The following is a 16769-nucleotide window of genomic DNA, read 5'->3' on the forward strand; positions in this document are numbered from 1 at the left end:
CCCCATCTATTGACACCGGGAGTCATATCAACGCGTTTTTGGTTACTTTTGTCGCTCGGACAAAAGTGACTCGCCCGGCAGGGCGAAACCCGTCCATCTACCATCAACATCAACCAACCACAGCCATCACCCTTCAGGCCGAAACCTGCGGCCGTCGACCATCGACACCCAACCGCAGCCACTACCCTCAGGCCTATCAGCACACACTCCTCTGCCGGAAAACCTCGGCGCAATCCTCTACCGTCGCGACAACAAATGCCATGTCTTGACCCCGAATAACGCATGCCGGCTGCGGCTGTTCGGCGCCTTGCCGGAATGCCACGTCGCTATCATTTGCATCGTGGCATCTTGCTACACCCCCCGACTTTCAGCCCTCCGCAAGGAGGGCTCTTTTTTTGTTCATCGCCTCGCCATCCGGCGAAGACTGCCTTCTTGAAGCGCTGCCCGGCTATGGCTGCACTTCAATCCTCGTTACCGTCAACGCGCCGCTCACCCGCTCCACCGTGAACCTGACGCGATCCCCTTCCTTGACCTGGCCGAGCATGGCGGGATCCTGGACACGGAACACCATGGTCATGGCGCCCATGTCCAGATTGGCGATAGGGCCATGTCTGATCGTCAGCTTGCCGGCAGCGGCATCCACCTTGCGGATTTCGCCTTCGGTTTGCGGCGCGGATTCCGTTGCGTCAGCGCTTGCCGAGCCTGCGGTCGTCGTTGTATTGGCGAGTGCCGCGTGAGTGCCGGAGAGGAGGATGGCTGCGACTGCCAGGGCGGTGAAAGTGGTCTTGTTCATATCGTGTCCTGTTGCCAATTTGCATTAGTGACCGGCGCCGCAGTCAGCGCACGCCGACTACGCCAGCCATGCCCGCGTCATAGTGCCCGGGCTGGAGGCACCCGAACGGCACGCTCCCGCTACGGGTGAACTGCCAGACCAACTCGCCGCGCTTGCCGCCGTCGAGCGTGACGGCGTTGGCATCGTCGTGCTCCATCTCCGGCGCCTTGAGCATCTCTGCGTAGTGCGCTTTCAGGTCGGCTTCGCTCCCGAGTACGAGTTCATGGCGCAGCCGGCCGTCGTTGATGACGACAAAGCGCACGGTCTCGCCGGCCATGATGCGGACTTCGGCGGGCGTGAAGCGCATGTCGTCGGCCATGCGGATCTCGATGCTGCGGCTGACGCGCGTCGGGTCGCCTGGCTGCCCGATGGCACTGGCGGCGTCATGATCGTGCCCGGCCGCATGACTGCCGGCCGCGTGTGCAACGGGTGTGGCCGGCGCGGCGGCGCCAAGCAGCGCGGCGATCGCCAGCGTGCGGAAATGCTTGATGGGATTGTTCTTCATGGTGGTCTCCGGGATAGCGAAAGCAGTCATCGGCGTTCCGGCCTGCCGGCCGGCTCGGTGTGTTCGAAGGCAACAGTGCCTTTCGGATGCCGGTACCAGCCCGGATCGCGGTAGTCATTTCGCCCGAGCCCGGCGCGAACCTTCATGGTCGTGAACATGCCGCCCATCTCGATCGGGCCGAACGGTCCCTGGCCGGTCATCATCGGCAGCGTGTTTTCCGGTATCGGCATTTCCATGCCGCCCATGTCCGCCATGCCCGCTTCGCCCATCGCCATGTAGTCGGGCACGAGCGCATTCATCCGTTGGGTCAGGTCCTTTTGCTTCACGCCGATCATGGTGGGCACGTTGTGGCCCATCGCATTCATGGTGTGATGGGACTTGTGGCAGTGGAAGGCCCAGTCGCCGGGGTTGTCGGCGACGAACTCGATCGCGCGCATCTGGCCCACGGCGACGTCGGTGGTGACCTCCGGCCAGCGCGCTGTGGGCGGGCACCCAGCCGCCGTCCGTGCCGGTCACTTCGAAGCGGTGGCCGTGCAGGTGGATGGGGTGGTTGGTCATGGTCAGGTTGCCCATGCGGATGCGCACGCGGTCGCCCAGCCTGACCGGCAGCGTGTCGATGCCCGGGAACACGCGGCTGTTCCAGGTCCACATATTAAAATCGGTCATCTCCGCCACGCGCGGCGTGTACGAGCCGGGGTCGATGTCGTAGGCCGAGATCAGGAAGACGAAGTCGCGGTCCACGCGCATCTGCGCGGGGTCGCGCGGATGCACGACGATAAAGCCCATCATGCCCATCGCCATCTGCACCATCTCGTCGGAGTGCGGGTGGTACATGAAGGTGCCGGCGTGCTTCATCTCGAATTCATAGACGAAGGTCTTGCCGGGCGGAATATGCGGCTGCGACAGGCCGCCCACGCCGTCCATGCCGGCGGGCAGGATCACGCCGTGCCAGTGCACGGTGGTGTGTTCGGGCAGTTTGTTGGTGACGAAGATGCGGACCTTGTCGCCTTCCACGCATTCGATGGTGGGGCCGGGGCTCTGGCCGTTGTAGCCCCACAGATGCGCCTTCATGCCGGGCGCGAACTCGCGCTCGACCGGCTCGGCGATCAGGTGGAATTCCTTCCAGCCGTTGCGCATGCGCCATGGCAATGTCCAGCCGTTGAGCGTGACCACCGGGTTGTAGGGGCGCCCGGTGGCGGGTGCCAGCGGCGGCTGGGTGGCGGCGGTGGCCTGTAATGGCGCCTCGGGCAGTGCCGCGGCGCCCGCGCGCGAGACCATGGCGGCGCCCAGCATGGCGGCAGCCGAGCCGCCGAGGAAATGTCGTCGGGAAACCATTGTCATTGTCCTTTCTGAGGTGCGGACGGCAGGCGTCCGCCGAGCGCGCCGCGCAGGTCGGCTTCCGCCAGCCAGTAGTCGCGCAGGGCGTCGAGATAGCCGTTGACGGCGCCGATCTGCTCGCGCGCATCGGCCAGCAGTTCGAACACGCTGACCAGCATGCCGTTGTAGCGCAGCAGGTTTTCATCGGAGATGCGCTTGCGCAGCGGCACGACTTCGTCGAGGTAGTGCCGCGCGATGTCGTAGCGGATCTGATAGCCGGCAGAGCGCTCGCGGACCTCGGAGCGCGCGTTGATGGCGCTTTCCGCCAGCCGCGAAGCGGCCTGCATGTAGACCGCTTCGGCCCGCGCCACGCGAGCGCCGCCCCAGTCGAACAGTGGCACCTCGATATTGATGCCGTAGCCAGTCTCGCGCGGGCGACCGGTTTCCGAGTTGTGCAGGTAGGCCACATCGAGCACGCTGACAAAGCGCGTGGCGCGCGTGAGTCCCAGCGAGCGTGCCAGGCTGTCAAGCTGCAGGCGCTGGGCCTGCAGGTCGAGCCGTGCGCCGATGGCCTCGGCTTCGAGCTCGGCCATCGCAGGACGGCCCCTGGGCAGGTCGGGCAGGCGCTCGGGCAGGCGGTACTGCGCGCCGGTGCCCCACAGGCCCATCTGCCGGGTGAGGCGCTCGCGTGCGGACAGCGCCGTCTGCCTGGCGCGGGCAAGCTGCGCGGCCGTATCGGCGTAGAAGGCCTGCTCGCGTGCGTGGTCGAGTGCGCTGACGTTGCCGGCGCGTGCCATGTCGCGGGCGAACAGGGCGCCGGTTTCGGCGGCGTGCCGCACCTGTTCGGCGTATCGTGCAGACTGCTCGGCCGCCACGGCTTCGATATAGGCGCGCCGGGTGTCCTCGGCGCGGCGGAGCATGGCGTCGGCCACCATCAGCCGGGTCTGGGCAAAGCGCCCCTGCTCGATCTGCACGGCGAACGGCAGCGCCAGCAGGTTCATCAGGCCGATAGTGACGGCGCGGTCGATCTTCAGCTCGTCGCCGGACGTCTTGCGGCTGAACGAGAAACCCGGATTCGGCAGCCGCGTGGCCTGCACGTATTCGGCTTCGGAGATGCCAAGCTCGGCAAAGGAAGCCTGCAGCCCGGCATGGTTCAGCAGCGCGACCTGCACGGCGCTGTCGGCGTCGAGCGGCTGGGCCAGCAGGGCCTGCGTGCGTGCCTGGACGGCGATGCGGTCCTGGTCGGTGCGTACCCAGACCGCGTCCTTGCCCAGCCGGTCACGGGCGATCTCGGCGCTGGTGCCGAATCCACCGTCGGCGGAGAACCCTGCGCAACCTGCCAGCAGCAGGGCAGCCGCCGCCAGCGCCGCCGGGCGCAGGCGCCACATGAGGGATGTCGTCATGCGGGTTCCTCAGTGGTTGTGGTGGGCGTGGCCGCCGGTAGCCTCGGGCTTGCCGGCGCTTTCAGCGGCCGTGGCTGGTTTTGGCTGCGGCGACACCGCGGCATTCGATTGCCGCCACGGTGCGACGGCTTGCGCCTGGTAGGGCTGGTAGCCCTCGAATGCCGCGATCTGCGGCAACGCCGGCACGCTGGCTTTCGGGTCCAGCACGGCGAGCGGCTCAGTGGTCTGGGGCGGTGGGGCGGCCGGGGCCGATGCCTGGGCCAGCGCAAGCGCCGGGCCGAGCATCAGCCATGCCGCGGCGAAACTACGCACGGAATGCATGACAACCTCGTTGTTCGCAGGTAAGCGTCAGCGACGCGGAAAGGCGGACGAGCGGGACGAGAGTGCGATCGACGCACCTCGGGTGTCAGCAGCGCGCGGCAGGCGGGCGGTCGGCGGGAACGGAAAGGAAGCTGGCGAACGGCGTGGCTGTAGCCAGCGGTGCAGCGTGCGCGCTGTGTGCGAGCGCGACGAGAGGAAGTTCGGGGAGCAGGCCCGCGGCCGCGGCGCACGCCGCGCAGGCATTGCAGGCATTGCAGGCACCGCCGGCGGCGTGGTGGCCGTCGTGCGGCGACTTGTCGTAGTGGCCTTCGTGCGTGTCGTGCAGTTGCAGCGGTTGTGCCTTGCCGTCAGGATCGGTCATGACCTGCACGGCATCGTCGCCGCAGTGCTTGTGCGACGCGCTGCCGAGTGCGGATTCGGCACTTGCCTTGATGGCCGCGTGCCGCTCCGTCATCGACAGGCCCGCTGCCTGCACCGTGCTGCAGACCATCATGACTGCCGCCGCGGCACCCTGCACGGGTAGCGCGAACATGGCAAGGCACAACAGGAAGCAGCTCAGGAAGCGTTTCATCGGGGGCAGGTGAACCAACCGGCGGGTGCGCGGTCAACCGGCATTGTACTCAAAATCGCTCGATACATGCCGCACCTGGCAGATGACATTTTTGCAATCTTTGCCATTGCGGGCGCATCCTGCGCTAGCGTGTAGGGCGGGCATTGTGCCAGCGGAAAGTGAAGAGACCATGCGCATCCTGATTGTCGAGGACGAGCCCAAGGCGGGCGACTACCTGCTCAAGGGCCTGACCGAGTCCGGCTTCGTGGTGGACCTGGCGCGCGATGGCGTGGACGGGCTGGCCCATGCGCGCGAGCAGCCGTACGACCTGATCGTGCTGGACGTGATGCTGCCCGGCATGGACGGCTGGCGCGTGCTGCGCGAGTTGCGGCGCGAGCGCGATACGCCGGTGTTGTTCCTGACGGCGCGCGACGGCTTGTCCGACCGCCTCAAAGGGCTGGAGCTCGGCGCCGACGACTATATGGTCAAGCCGTTCGCCTTTGCCGAGCTGGTCATGCGCATCCGCACCATCCTGCGGCGCGGGCCGTTGCGCGAAAGCGAGTTCATCGAAGTGGCCGACCTGCAGATCGACGCCATCCGGCGCCGCGTCACGCGCGCAGGCCAGAAAATCGACCTCACTTCGAAGGAATTCGCGCTGCTGTACCTGCTGGCGCGACGACGCGGCGAGGTGCTGTCGCGGTCGCTTATCGCCTCGCAGGTGTGGGACGTGAACTTCGACAGCAATACCAATGTGGTCGATGTCTCGATCCGGCGCCTGCGTGCCAAGGTGGACGATCCCTTCGAGCACAAGCTGATCCACACCCGGCGCGGCATGGGCTATGTGCTGGAAGAGCAGGACGCGGACGCGGCATGAGGCGGCTGACTTCTTCGCTGACGACCCGGCTGGCGCTGGCCTACGGGCTGGCCACCGCGGCGATCCTGGTCGGTATGGCGGCCTATCTGTCGAGCGCGCTCTCCGCGCAGCTGGAGGGGCGCGATGAAAGCGAGCTGGTCGGCGAAGTCCTGCTGGTACGCCACCTGCTGCGCGAAGTGAGCTCCGAGGCCGAGATCCGCGCCGATACGCATCGCTTTGCCGATATCGCCATGGGCCACGAGGGGCTCATCCTGGCGGTGCGCACGCGCCAGGGCGAGCCGCTCGTGACACTCAATCCGCGCAATGAATCGATTCCGCCGCTGCGCGTGCTGCCTGCCACCACGCAGCCGGACAAATCGCTGCTGCAGACCTGGAAGCCGAAGAACGGCGTGCCCTCGCGCGGGATCGCTGCGTTGGGCCAGCTGGGCGATTCCGACCGCGCCGTGGAGATCGTGGTGCTGCGCGATGCCGGTTATCGCGTGGCCCTGATGCGGGAGTACCGGCACCGGCTGCTGTGGGCCACGCTGTGCGGTGCGGCAGTGGCGGCGGGGCTGGGTTTTGTGCTGGCGCGCCGGGGGCTGCGGCCGCTGCGGCGTATGGTGGCCGAAGCGGCGGCGGTGACCACCAGCCGGCTTGCCACGCGCCTGGACGTGGGCAGCGCGCCCGCCGAACTGCGTGAACTGGCCGGCGCGCTGAACGACATGCTGGCGCGCCTGCAGGACAGTTTCTCGCGCCTGTCCGAGTTCTCCGCCGACCTCGCCCACGACTTCCGCACGCCGATCAGCAACCTGATCGGCCAGACCCAGGTGACGCTGGCACAGAGCCGCGGTGTGGCCGAGTACGAGGGGCTGCTGGAATCGAACCTGGAAGAGTATGAGAGGCTGGCGCGCATGATTGAGAACATGCTGTTCCTTGCGCGCGCCGACCACGCGCAGGTGGCGATGGGTGTGCGCGTGCTCGACGCCCGCGCCGAGCTGGACAAGGTGGCGGAGTATTTCGAGGCGGTGGCGGCGGATCGGGATGTCAGCCTGTCGGTGTCCGGCGCCGCCACGGTGCGCGCGGACCAGACCCTGCTGCGCCGCGCGGTGACCAACCTGCTCGACAATGCGCTGCGGCATGCGCCGGACGGCAGCGCCGTCGGCGTGTCGGTGGAGCGCGGGCCGGCGGCGCAGGGCGGGGTGACCTGCATCCGCGTGGTCAATGCCGGGCCGGGCATCGCGCCTGATGCGCTGCCGCATATCTTCGGGCGCTTCTACCGCGCCGATCCCTCGCGGCGCAATTCGGCGGCATCGACCGGGCTCGGGCTTGCGATCGTCGATACCATCATGCGGCTGCACGGCGGGAGCGTTACGGTGCGCAGCGCCGAGGGTGAAACCGAGTTTTCCCTGCAGTTTCCGGCCAGTGCGGCGCCTGCTGCGGGCTGACCCTTGCGCGCAGTGGCCGGCGGCGGATAATGACCCCCGCACCCCATCCAACCGGACGGGTTGTCAATCACAGGCGATCACAAGCCATCACAAGGAGCGTGACATGCAGGTGCAACCCTATCTGAATTTCGGCGGGCGCTTTGACGAAGCGCTGGCGTTCTACGGCAAGGTCCTCGGCGCGAAGGTGACCTTCATGATGCGGTACAAGGAGGCGCCGGGCGATCAGCCCATTTCCGAGGAATGGAAGGAGAAGGTGATGCATGCCAACATCCAGATCGGCGAAAACCAGATCATGGGTTCGGACGGCAGGCAGGGACAGACACCGGCGTTCTCTGGCTTCACCATGTCGGTCGGTGCCGTGCCCGAGGCCGAAGGCGCCAGGATCTTCAAGGAGCTGGCCGAAGGCGGGCAGGTGGTGATGCCCTACCAGAAGACATTCTGGGCCGCGGGATTCGGCATGCTGGTGGACAAGTTCGGTATGTCGTGGATGGTGAACTGCGAGCATTGACGCCGATTCGCCGCCCCGTCAGGGGCGGCGAAATTTCGAGCTACCCGACTGCAAGGTGCTAGGCGGGCGCGCGCAGCACCTTCACTCCTTCCTCAACTTCATCCCGCCCATGCGCCAGCCGGTACAACACCGGCAACACCAGCAGCGTCAGCGCCGTGGAGGAAATGATCCCCCCGATCACCACCGTGGCAAGCGGCCGCTGCACCTCGGCGCCGGTGCCCGTGGCAATGGCCATCGGCACGAAACCCAGCGATGCGACCAGCGCCGTCATCAGTACCGGCCGCAGGCGGGTCAGGGCGCCGGCATGGACGGCGTCGTCCAGCGACTTGCCTTCGTCGCGCAGGCTGCGGATAAAGGACAGCATCACCAGCCCGTTGAGCACCGCCACGCCGGACAGCGCGATAAAGCCAACCGCAGCGGAAATCGATAGCGGAATGCCGCGCATCCACAGCGCCAGGATGCCGCCGGTCAGCGCGAACGGGATGCCGGTGAACACCAGCAGTCCGTCCTTCACGTTGCCAAACATCGCGAACAGCAGCACGAACACCATCAGCAGCGCCAGCGGCACCACGATCTGCAGCCGCGCTGTGGCGGACTGCAATTGCTCGAACGTGCCGCCCCAGGCGATCCAGTAGCCGGCGGGAATCGTCACGCGCTGTTCGATCGCCTGCATCGCCTCCGGCACGAAGCTGCCGACGTCGCGCCCGCGCACGTTGGCGCTGATCACGATGCGGCGCTTGCCGTTCTCGCGCGATACCTGATTCGGGCCCGGCGCGATGTCGAATGTGGCGATCTCGCCCAGCGGGATATAGCTGGTGCGCGGCGCCACATTGCTCTTCACGCCAGCGGCCTGGGACGGTTGCGTGCCGGCCGGGAGCGGAACCGGCAGCCGGCGCAGGGCATCCACGTCGGCGCGGACTTCCTCGGGCAGGCGGACCGAGATGCGGAAACGCCGGTCGCCCTGGAACAGCGTGCCGGCATCGCGCCCGCCGATGGCGATGGCGACAGTGTCCTGCACATCGGTCATGTTCAGGCCGTAGCGCGCCGCGCGCGAGCGGTCGATGTCGACGGTCAGCACGGGCAGGCCGGTGGTCTGTTCCACTTTCACCTCGGCGGCGCCCGGCACGCTCTGCAGCGCGGCGGCAATCTTCTGCGCGGTGGCGTCGAGCACTTCGTTGTCGTCGCCGAACAGCTTGACCGCCACATCGCTGCGCACGCCGGAGATCAACTCGTTGAAGCGCAGCTGGATCGGCTGCGAGAACTCGTAGCGATTGCCGGGGATCGTTTCCAGTTCCGCCTGCATCTGCGCCAGCAGCTTGTCGCGTGACTTGCCCGGATCGGGCCATTGGTCCCGCGGCTTGAGCATGATGTATCCGTCGGACGCATTCGGCGGCATCGGATCGGACGCAATTTCAGCCGTGCCGGTGCGGGCGAAGACGCGCTCGATCTCCGGGAACTTGTCCTTCAGGCGTTTCTCGATCTGCTGCTGCATCGCCACGGACTGCGTCAGGCTGGTGCCGGGAATGCGCAGCGCCTGCACGGCGATATCGCCCTCGTTCAGGCTGGGGATGAACTCGCTGCCCAGCCGCGTGGCCACCAGCCCGCTGAGCAGCACGGCCACCGCGGCGAAGGTGAGCACCACCGGCGTATTCGCGATGGCGCGGGCTAGCGTCGGCGCATACAGGCGGCGCGCCCACTGCATCAGCCGGTTCTCCTTCTCGGCCACGCGATTGCCGATGAACAGCGCCACTGCTGCCGGCACGAACGTCACCGAGAGGATCATCGCGCCCAGCAGCGCCAGCACCACCGTCATCGCCATCGGGTGGAACATCTTGCCCTCCACGCCGGTCAGGGCAAAGATCGGCACGTAGACGATCATGATGATCAGCTGGCCGAAGATCAGCGGACGGCGCGCTTCCTTCGCCGCGGCAAAGACCTCGTGCAGCCGTTCGCTGCGGGTGAGCGGGCGGCCGTGGTGCTGCTGCGCATGCGCCAGCCGCCGCACGCAGTTTTCGACGATCACCACCGCGCCGTCGACGATGATGCCGAAGTCCAGCGCACCCAGGCTCATCAGATTGGCGCTGATGCGGTAGGTAGCCATGCCGGTGAAGGTGAACAGCATCGACAGGGGAATCACCAGTGCCGTGATAACCGCTGCGCGCAGGTTGCCCAGGAACAGGAACAGCACGGCGATCACCAGCGCCGCGCCTTCCAGCAGGTTCTTCTTCACGGTGGCGATGGCCTTGTCGACCAGCACCGTACGGTCATACACCGTGACCGCCTTCACCCCTGCGGGCAGCGAGCGGTTGATCTCGGCCATGCGCTGGTCCACCGCCCGCGATACCGCGCGGCTGTTCTCGCCGATCAGCATGAAGACGGTGCCCAGCACCACTTCGCGGCCGTTGTCGGTGGCGGCGCCAGTGCGCAGCTCGCGGCCCAGGCCAACTTCGGCCAGGTCGCGGATGCGGATTGGCTGGCCCTGCGCGCTGCCCACGATGACATCGCGGATGTCATCCATGGAGCGGACCTGGCCAGGCGCGCGCACCAGATACTGTTCGCCGCGCCGTTCGATATAGCCGGCACCGACATTGCTGTTGTTCTTCTCCAGCGCCTGCACCACGTCCTGCAGGCTGAGGCCGTACGACGCCATCCGCTCGTGGCTGGGCGCGACCAGGTACTCGCGCGCAAAGCCGCCGATGGTGTTGATCTCGGTCACGCCAGCAACGGTGCGAAGCTGGGGCTTGATGATCCAGTCCTGGATCTCGCGCAGATCGGTGGGCGTGTAGCGGCTGCCATCGGGCTTGCGCGCGTTCTCGTCGGCTTCCACGGTCCACAGGTAGATTTCGCCCAGTCCGGTGGAGATCGGGCCCATCTGGGGCGTGGTGCCTTCGGGCAGCTTGTCGCGCGCCTCCTGCACGCGCTGGTTGACCAGTTGCCGCGCGAAGTAGATATCGGTGCCGTCCTTGAAGATCACGGTCACCTGCGACAGGCCGTAGCGCGACAGCGAGCGCGTCTGTTCCAGCCCGGGCAGGCCGGCCATCGCGGTCTCGATCGGGAAGGTGACGCGCTGCTCGGTTTCCAGCGGCGAATAGCCAGGCGCCTCGGTGTTGACCTGCACCTGCACGTTGGTGATATCGGGCACGGCGTCGATCGGCAGCCGGCCATAGTTCCACGCGCCGAGCGCGGCCATGGCGAGCACGGCCAGCAGGACCAGCCAGCGTTGCCCGATCGAAAAACTGAGGATGCGTTCGAACATGTTGAGGTCTCCGCCGTCAGTGCGCGTGTTCCGCGCCGGCCTTGCCCTGCTCGGCCTTGAGCACGAAGCTGTTGCGCGCTACGTAGCGCGTGCCGGCCGTCAGCCCTTGCGTGATCTCGACCAGCTTGCCGTCGCTGCGGCCGGTGGTGACTGGCCTTGGCTCGAAGCCGCCGGGCGCCTCGATATAGACGATCTGCTGGCGGCCTTCGGTCTGCAGCGCACCGGCATCGATGGCGACCGGCACTTGCGCTTCCGCGCCGGCCACGCTGACCGTGACGAACAGGCCGGGACGCCATGCCATGTCGGGGTTGGACAGCGTCACGCGCGCCGTGGCGGTGCGGGTCTGCTGACCGAGCAGCGAGCCGACGTACGAGACCGTGCCCGTTGCCGTGCCGTCGAACGCGGTGGAGGCGATGCTGACCTTTTCGCCCAGCTTCACCTGGTTCAGGTCCTTGGGCGCGATCACGACCTCGGCCCAGACCGTGCCGAGGTCGGAGATGGTGAAGACGGTGGTGTCGGCGGCGACGGCCTCGCCGGGTGCGAGGTGCTTTTCCACCACGATGCCGTCGAACGGCGCGCGCAGCTTGAAGCGGTTCAGGCCCGAAGCGGAGGGCTTTGCGCCGATGGCGGTGAGCTTCTGCGTGGCGTTCTGTGCGGCGATCTCGGCTTCCTGCAGCGCGGTGCGTGCCGCCAGGTAATCCTGCCCGGCGGACACCTTGTCTTCCCATAGCCGCTTTTCACGTGCATAGGTGGTGCGTGCCAGTTCCAACCGCCGTTGCGCCGCCAGCAGTTCGCTGCGCTGATCCGAAAGCTGCGTGCTGGCAAGGACGGCCAGCAGGTCGCCCTGCTTCACGCGCTGTCCAAGGTTGGCCGGCACGGACTCGGCCACGCCCGCGACGCGGGGCACCACGTGGGCGGTGCGGTCTTCGTTGAAGCGGATCTCGCCGGGAAACTGCACCGCGCTCTGCACGCGCCCGGCGCCGGCGGTGCGCAGCTCGAGCCCGGCGTTGCGGATCTGCTCGGGCGTCATCGGTATGCGGTCGCCGTCGTGGTCGCCGGCATTGCCTTTGGCGGCAGGTGGCGCTTGCTCGCGCTGTTCGCCTTCCTTATGCCCGTCGGCATCCTGGGGGCCGGCGCGTCCGGTGAAGATCAGGGCAGCCGATGCCAGCAGCCCGATGACGAGGATGGCGATGATTGCCGTGCGTTGTGTCTTGTCGATTGCCATGAAGAATTCCTGGTTTGCCCGATCGCGTCAGCGACCGAGCATGCGGTCGATGGCAGTGGCGGCCTGGTAGGTCGCAGCCACCGCGCCGAGATAGCGCACCCGCGCCTGCAGCAGCGTGCGCTGCGCGTCGAGGACTTCGAGGTAGGCGAACTTGCCGGCTTCGAAACCCTGCGTGGCGGCCAGGTAAGCCTGCTGCGCGGCGGGCAGCACGGTCTGGCGCAACGTCTGGGCCGTACTGCGCGAGAGCGCGAGCTGGCTCGACGCCTGGCGCAGGTCGCTGGCCACGCGCACGCGGGTGGCGCGGTATTCGTCGGTGGCCTTGTCGGCCTGGCGGATGGCCGAGTACAGGTTGCCCTGGTTGCGGTCGAACAGCGGCAGCGGCAAGGAGATGCCCAGCACCGGGTAATAGCCGCGGTCCGAGGCGTTCTCCCGTTTGGCGCCTACGCTGACGGTGACATCGGGATACTGCCGGCTGCGCTCCACGTTGATCACGGCCTGGCGGCGTTCCATCTCGCGCTGGCTGGCCTGGAGCTCCGGCGCGGTGTCGAGCGCTTCGTCGAGGGCATCCGGCACGGGGCGGGACGGCAGCGCTTCGAGGTCGCCGCTGGCTTCGGCAAATCGAGGCGTGGTGCTGCCCCAGAGGCTGGCCAGCGATTGCCGGGCGACGGCAAGCGCGGCACTGGCATCGGCAAGTTCCAGCCCGGCATTGGCACGCTCGACCTCCGCCTTGGTCTGTTCGACCGGCGACACTTTGCCGGCGGCGACACGGCGCGCCGCGACCTCGGCGCCGCGCGTGGCGATCTGCACGGCGCTTTCGCCCAGCCTGACGCGTTCCTGCGCCACCAGTACCTGGAAGAAGCCGCCAATCACCGCGGCGCGCAGGCTGGCCTCAGTGGTTCCCAGCTGCGCCTGGGCCAGCTCGCGCGATTTCTGCGCGGCGCCGATCCATGCCGAGCGCTTGCCGCCCAGTTCGATCGGCAGGTTGAGCTGGGCGGTGGTGGTGCGCGAAGACTTGCGCGTGTCCTCCATCTGATAGGCCACCTCGGGATTCGGGATGGTGCGCGCCTGCATGATTTCGCCTTCGGTGGCATCCAGCTCATGCCGGGCGGCGGACAGTGTGTGGTTGCGCGAGAGGGCCAGGGCCAGTGCGGCGTCGAGCGTCAGCGTGCCGGTGGGGTCATCCTGCACGAGCGTCGTGGTGGTTGCCGGCGCGGCCGGCACAGGGAAGGCGGGCAGGCTGAGCAATGCGGCAGCCAGCCCGATGGGTATCACTACGGTTCTCATCGAATTTCACCAGATCAAAGCCAGGGAAACCGGCGAGACGCCATGGTCAGCTGCCTGTGTGGGCAGGACGATGGCGGTCTCGCCGCATGGTCCGTCGATCCGGGCGCGGCATGCTGACCGGAGGGTCAGCGCTTGCGGGTAACAGCGGGAAAACAGCCGAAGCCGTGGATCAGCGGACTACGCGATGCGCGGCCACTGGGGGCGGTCGGGGGTGCGTGCAGGGATGGAACCGTAGTCCACCGGCAGCATGCGATATCGCAGCGTGACGAAGTGATGGGAGGCGGGCTGGGCCGTCACGGGCAGCATGACGTTGGTGCCCGCGAAGTGGCAGACGGCGCAGTCGGCGTCAGGCAGCTTGCCTGCAGACTTTGACTTGGTCCCGCCGCCGTCGCCCTCATGCTGATGCGCGTGATGCCCGAAATGCCAGCCGGGCGCATCGCCTGTGGCGTGCTCGCGCTGCTGTTCGCGTCCGTGGTCGCAATACGCGGCCGCGCTCGCCCAGGTGAACTGGAGCGGCAGCACGATGGCGAACAGGAGGATCAGCAGGCGACGCATGGCCGCGATTATAGCGGCCGTCGACACGGCGCTGGCAAGCGTTGCCTGCGCCACCCTGCCGCAGCCGAGGCCTTTGGGTCGGCCGCTTGACTCTGTAGTCGCTACAGGGTCTTCAATGGCATCAGGGCAATCCAGCCGGACAAGAAGAAATGGCTCGCACGACACCTGAATACGGAGTTCCGCACGATTCTGCCGCGCAGGATCACCGCCATGGGCATGGCCATGCGCACGAACACGATCACCGTCACCACGGGCATGGTCATCATGACCATGGTCACCACGACCACGCCGCCCACGACCATGCGGGGCCGTCCGCCGAGGCGGAAGGCAGTCACGCATGCTGCGGCGGCGGTTGCGGCACCATTGCCGTTGCGCCGCCGCGCGCCAGCGTCGCCGCGCCCGCCGGCACCAGCTCGGCCGCCTATCGCATCGACGCGATGGACTGCCCGACCGAGGAAACGCTGATCCGCAACAAGCTGGGCGGCATGGCCGGCGTGGCCGCTCTCGATTTCAACCTGATGCAGCGGGTGCTGACGGTGCACCACACGCTGGGCTCGCTGGAGCCCGTGGTGAAGGCCATCGAGAGCCTGGGCATGAAGGCCGAGCCTGTTGCGCCGGCCGGGGCGCAGGCGGTTGAACCGGCGCCCGCCGCCAGCAAGCCATGGTGGCCGCTTGCGCTGGCCGGCGTGGTGGCTGTTGGTGCCGAAGTGGCCGAATGGATCGGCCTTGGCGTGCCATGGCTGCCTGCCACGCTGGCACTGGCAGCGGTCGCGATTGGCGGCCTCACCACCTATCGCAAGGGCTGGATCGCGCTGCGCAACGGCAACCTCAATATCAATGCGCTGATGAGCATTGCGGTCACCGGCGCGCTGGTCCTGCAGGAATGGCCTGAGGCCGCCATGGTGATGGTGCTGTTCGCACTCGCCGAGCGCATCGAGGCGGCTTCGCTGGATCGGGCCCGCCATGCGATTCGCGGCCTGATGGCAATGGCGCCGGAGCAGGCCACCGTGCGCATGCCGGACGGCAACTGGAGCGTGGTAGCCGCTGCCGGTGTTGCGGTGGGCGCGCTGGTCCGGCTGCGTCCGGGCGAGCGCGTGGCACTGGACGGCAAGGTGGTGCGCGGGCAGTCCGCGCTCGACCAGGCGCCCATCACCGGCGAAAGCGTGCCGGTGGAAAAGGGCGCGGGCGACCTGCTGTTCGCCGGCTCGATCAACCAGTCCGGCGAGCTCGAGTACGAAGTCACGGCGCCGGCCGACGATTCCACACTGGCGCGCATCATCCACGCGGTGGAAGCCGCGCAGGGCAGCCGCGCGCCCACGCAGCGCTTCGTCGACCAGTTCGCACGGATCTATACGCCGACCGTGTTTGCCATTGCGCTCGCGGTGGCAGTCGTGCCGCCGCTGCTTGCCGGCGGCTCGTGGGTGGACTGGATCTACAAGGCGCTGGTGCTGCTGGTCATTGCCTGCCCATGCGCGCTGGTGATCTCGACGCCGGTGACCATCGTCAGCGGCCTGGCCGCGGCCGCGCGTCGCGGCATCCTGATCAAGGGCGGCGTCTATCTGGAGCAGGGCAAGGACCTGTCATGGCTGGCGCTGGACAAGACCGGCACCATCACGCATGGCAAGCCCGCCCAGACCGACCACGCGCTGCTGGTGGCTGACGCCCCGCAGGCACGCGCGATTGCGGCCAGCCTTGCGGTGCGCTCAGACCATCCGGTTTCGAAAGCCGTCGCCTCCGCAGCACTGGCGGATGGCATCGGGACGCTGGAAGTCACCGACTTCGAGGCCCTGGTCGGCCAGGGCACGCGGGGCAGGGTGCAGGGCGTCGACTATCGCCTTGGCAATCATCATCTGATCCATGACCTGGGCGCCTGCTCGCCGGCGCTGGAAGCGCGGCTGGAGGCGCTGGAGCGCCAGGGCAAGACCGTCGTGCTGCTGGCGCGTATGGGCGAGAATGGCAGCGCTGAAGCGCAGGCGCTGTTTGCCGTGGCCGATACCGTGCGCGATACCAGCCGCCAGGCGATCGCCGAGCTTCACGCGCTGGGTGTGAAGACCATCATGCTCTCCGGCGACAACCCGCATACCGCGTTGGCCATCGGCGGGCAGGTCGGCATCGACGAAGCGCGCGGCAATCAGTTGCCGCAGGACAAGTCGGATGCCATTGCCAGCCTCGCCAGCGACACGCATGCCGCAGGCGGCAAGGTTGGCATGGTGGGCGACGGGATCAACGATGCGCCGGCGCTCGCGCGTGCGGATATCGGGTTTGCGATGGGAGCCGCCGGCACCGACACGGCGATCGAAACGGCTGATGTGGCGCTGATGGACGACGACTTGCGCAAGATCCCTGCCTTTGTCCGGCTGTCGCGCCGCACCTCGCGCATCCTGTGGCAGAACATCACGCTGGCGCTGGGCATCAAGGTGGTGTTCCTCGCGCTGACCCTGATGGGTATGGGCACGATGTGGATGGCTGTGTTTGCGGATATGGGGGCGAGCCTGCTGGTGGTGTTTAATGGGTTGAGGCTGGCGCGGCGGTAGGGGGTTTCGGCGTGTTGGTGGGGGGCTGTCCTAGATTTTTATGGGTCTTCGCTGGATCGCGGGTCTTGGTTCTTGGATGCTCTGCTGTGTCGCCGGCGTAGCCGGCGACTCCCTTTTTGACTGCGCCAAAAAGGAAGCAAAAAGCGCCTTCTTGCCCGCCGGGCGGGAGTCTTATCGTAGT

At 67.3% G+C, this 16769-nt stretch carries 14 protein-coding genes and 1 pseudogene; 5 read left to right on the forward strand and 10 right to left on the reverse strand.

Annotated features, from left to right (window positions below):
- A partial coding sequence (locus RM96_RS40210; RefSeq protein ID WP_238587397.1) for a hypothetical protein occupies positions 1 to 269 on the forward strand: 269 nt, incomplete at its 5' end.
- A 179-nt stretch (positions 270 to 448) separates the two neighbouring features.
- Here RM96_RS40210 and RM96_RS24450 read toward each other — a convergent pair.
- From RM96_RS24450 to RM96_RS24475, 6 genes and pseudogenes are all read right to left on the reverse strand, one after another.
- Positions 449 to 793, reverse strand: coding sequence for a copper-binding protein (locus tag RM96_RS24450; protein ID WP_039014316.1), 345 nt, complete (start codon positions 791 to 793; stop codon positions 449 to 451).
- Positions 794 to 836: 43 nt separating this feature from the next.
- A complete protein-coding gene (locus RM96_RS24455) occupies positions 837 to 1337 on the reverse strand; it encodes a cupredoxin domain-containing protein (protein WP_039014317.1) in 501 nt (166 codons plus the stop codon).
- Positions 1338 to 1363: 26 nt separating this feature from the next.
- Positions 1364 to 2672: pseudogene (locus tag RM96_RS24460) on the reverse strand (multicopper oxidase family protein).
- 2 nt (positions 2673 to 2674) lie between these two features.
- Positions 2675 to 4057, reverse strand: coding sequence for a TolC family protein (locus RM96_RS24465; RefSeq protein WP_052279722.1), 1383 nt, complete (start codon positions 4055 to 4057; stop codon positions 2675 to 2677).
- A gap of 9 nt (positions 4058 to 4066) precedes the next feature.
- Entirely contained in the window at positions 4067 to 4378 is a 312-nt protein-coding gene (locus RM96_RS24470; protein WP_039014319.1) for a hypothetical protein, read from the reverse strand.
- Between the two features lie 85 nt (positions 4379 to 4463).
- Positions 4464 to 4949 carry a hypothetical protein gene (locus RM96_RS24475; protein WP_039014320.1) on the reverse strand — a complete coding sequence of 162 codons (486 nt, stop codon included), beginning with the start codon at positions 4947 to 4949 and terminating at the stop codon, positions 4464 to 4466.
- Positions 4950 to 5118: 169 nt separating this feature from the next.
- On the opposite strand from RM96_RS24475, the gene RM96_RS24480 reads away from it, so the two are divergent.
- The 3 genes from RM96_RS24480 to RM96_RS24490 all read left to right on the forward strand — a co-directional run bounded on the left by RM96_RS24480 (position 5119) and on the right by RM96_RS24490 (position 7734).
- On the forward strand, positions 5119 to 5802 hold the full coding sequence (locus RM96_RS24480) for a heavy metal response regulator transcription factor (RefSeq protein WP_039014321.1): 684 nt from the start codon (positions 5119 to 5121) through the stop codon (positions 5800 to 5802).
- Positions 5799 to 7226: a heavy metal sensor histidine kinase gene (locus RM96_RS24485; RefSeq protein WP_039014322.1), complete on the forward strand. Its 1428-nt coding sequence runs from the start codon at positions 5799 to 5801 to the stop codon at positions 7224 to 7226. Before RM96_RS24480 ends, RM96_RS24485 begins: the two co-directional genes overlap by 4 nt.
- Positions 7227 to 7329: 103 nt before the next feature.
- Positions 7330 to 7734 carry a VOC family protein gene (locus RM96_RS24490; RefSeq protein WP_039014323.1) on the forward strand — a complete coding sequence of 135 codons (405 nt, stop codon included), beginning with the start codon at positions 7330 to 7332 and terminating at the stop codon, positions 7732 to 7734.
- A gap of 58 nt (positions 7735 to 7792) precedes the next feature.
- Here the strand turns inward: RM96_RS24490 and RM96_RS24495 are convergent, their stop codons facing one another.
- The 4 genes from RM96_RS24495 to czcI all read right to left on the reverse strand — a co-directional run bounded on the left by RM96_RS24495 (position 7793) and on the right by czcI (position 14054).
- Positions 7793 to 10990: a CusA/CzcA family heavy metal efflux RND transporter gene (locus RM96_RS24495; RefSeq protein WP_039014324.1), complete on the reverse strand. Its 3198-nt coding sequence runs from the start codon at positions 10988 to 10990 to the stop codon at positions 7793 to 7795.
- Positions 10991 to 11006: 16 nt separating this feature from the next.
- Positions 11007 to 12215: an efflux RND transporter periplasmic adaptor subunit gene (locus RM96_RS24500; RefSeq protein WP_039014325.1), complete on the reverse strand. Its 1209-nt coding sequence runs from the start codon at positions 12213 to 12215 to the stop codon at positions 11007 to 11009.
- Positions 12216 to 12242: 27 nt separating this feature from the next.
- A complete protein-coding gene (locus RM96_RS24505) occupies positions 12243 to 13499 on the reverse strand; it encodes a TolC family protein (protein ID WP_063926013.1) in 1257 nt (418 codons plus the stop codon).
- Positions 13500 to 13676: 177 nt separating this feature from the next.
- Positions 13677 to 14054, reverse strand: coding sequence for a cation efflux protein, CzcI family (gene czcI, locus RM96_RS24510; RefSeq protein ID WP_039014328.1), 378 nt, complete (start codon positions 14052 to 14054; stop codon positions 13677 to 13679).
- A gap of 149 nt (positions 14055 to 14203) precedes the next feature.
- Here czcI and RM96_RS24515 point away from each other — a divergent pair, with 149 nt between their 5' ends.
- The gene (locus tag RM96_RS24515; RefSeq protein WP_039014326.1) at positions 14204 to 16588 is read left to right on the forward strand and encodes a heavy metal translocating P-type ATPase; all 2385 of its coding nucleotides are present in this window, start codon (positions 14204 to 14206) and stop codon (positions 16586 to 16588) included.
- Positions 16589 to 16769: the final 181 nt, after the last annotated feature.

The organism is Cupriavidus sp. IDO, assembly GCF_000812465.1.
Classification (GTDB): domain Bacteria; phylum Pseudomonadota; class Gammaproteobacteria; order Burkholderiales; family Burkholderiaceae; genus Cupriavidus.

Bases quoted from the DNA above. Each gene is read 5' to 3' on its own strand.
- RM96_RS24505 (WP_063926013.1), bottom strand. From the start codon at position 13,499: ATGAGAACCGTAGTGATACCCATCGGGCTGGCTGCCGCATTGCTCAGC.
- RM96_RS24495 (WP_039014324.1), bottom strand. From the start codon at position 10,990: ATGTTCGAACGCATCCTCAGTTTTTCGATCGGGCAACGCTGGCTGGTC.
- RM96_RS24515 (WP_039014326.1), top strand. From the start codon at position 14,204: ATGGCTCGCACGACACCTGAATACGGAGTTCCGCACGATTCTGCCGCG.
- RM96_RS24490 (WP_039014323.1), top strand. From the start codon at position 7,330: ATGCAGGTGCAACCCTATCTGAATTTCGGCGGGCGCTTTGACGAAGCG.
- RM96_RS24485 (WP_039014322.1), top strand. From the start codon at position 5,799: ATGAGGCGGCTGACTTCTTCGCTGACGACCCGGCTGGCGCTGGCCTAC.
- RM96_RS24500 (WP_039014325.1), bottom strand. From the start codon at position 12,215: ATGGCAATCGACAAGACACAACGCACGGCAATCATCGCCATCCTCGTC.
- RM96_RS24470 (WP_039014319.1), bottom strand. From the start codon at position 4,378: ATGCATTCCGTGCGTAGTTTCGCCGCGGCATGGCTGATGCTCGGCCCG.
- czcI (WP_039014328.1), bottom strand. From the start codon at position 14,054: ATGCGTCGCCTGCTGATCCTCCTGTTCGCCATCGTGCTGCCGCTCCAG.
- RM96_RS24465 (WP_052279722.1), bottom strand. From the start codon at position 4,057: ATGACGACATCCCTCATGTGGCGCCTGCGCCCGGCGGCGCTGGCGGCG.
- RM96_RS24480 (WP_039014321.1), top strand. From the start codon at position 5,119: ATGCGCATCCTGATTGTCGAGGACGAGCCCAAGGCGGGCGACTACCTG.
- RM96_RS24450 (WP_039014316.1), bottom strand. From the start codon at position 793: ATGAACAAGACCACTTTCACCGCCCTGGCAGTCGCAGCCATCCTCCTC.
- RM96_RS24455 (WP_039014317.1), bottom strand. From the start codon at position 1,337: ATGAAGAACAATCCCATCAAGCATTTCCGCACGCTGGCGATCGCCGCG.
- RM96_RS24475 (WP_039014320.1), bottom strand. From the start codon at position 4,949: ATGAAACGCTTCCTGAGCTGCTTCCTGTTGTGCCTTGCCATGTTCGCG.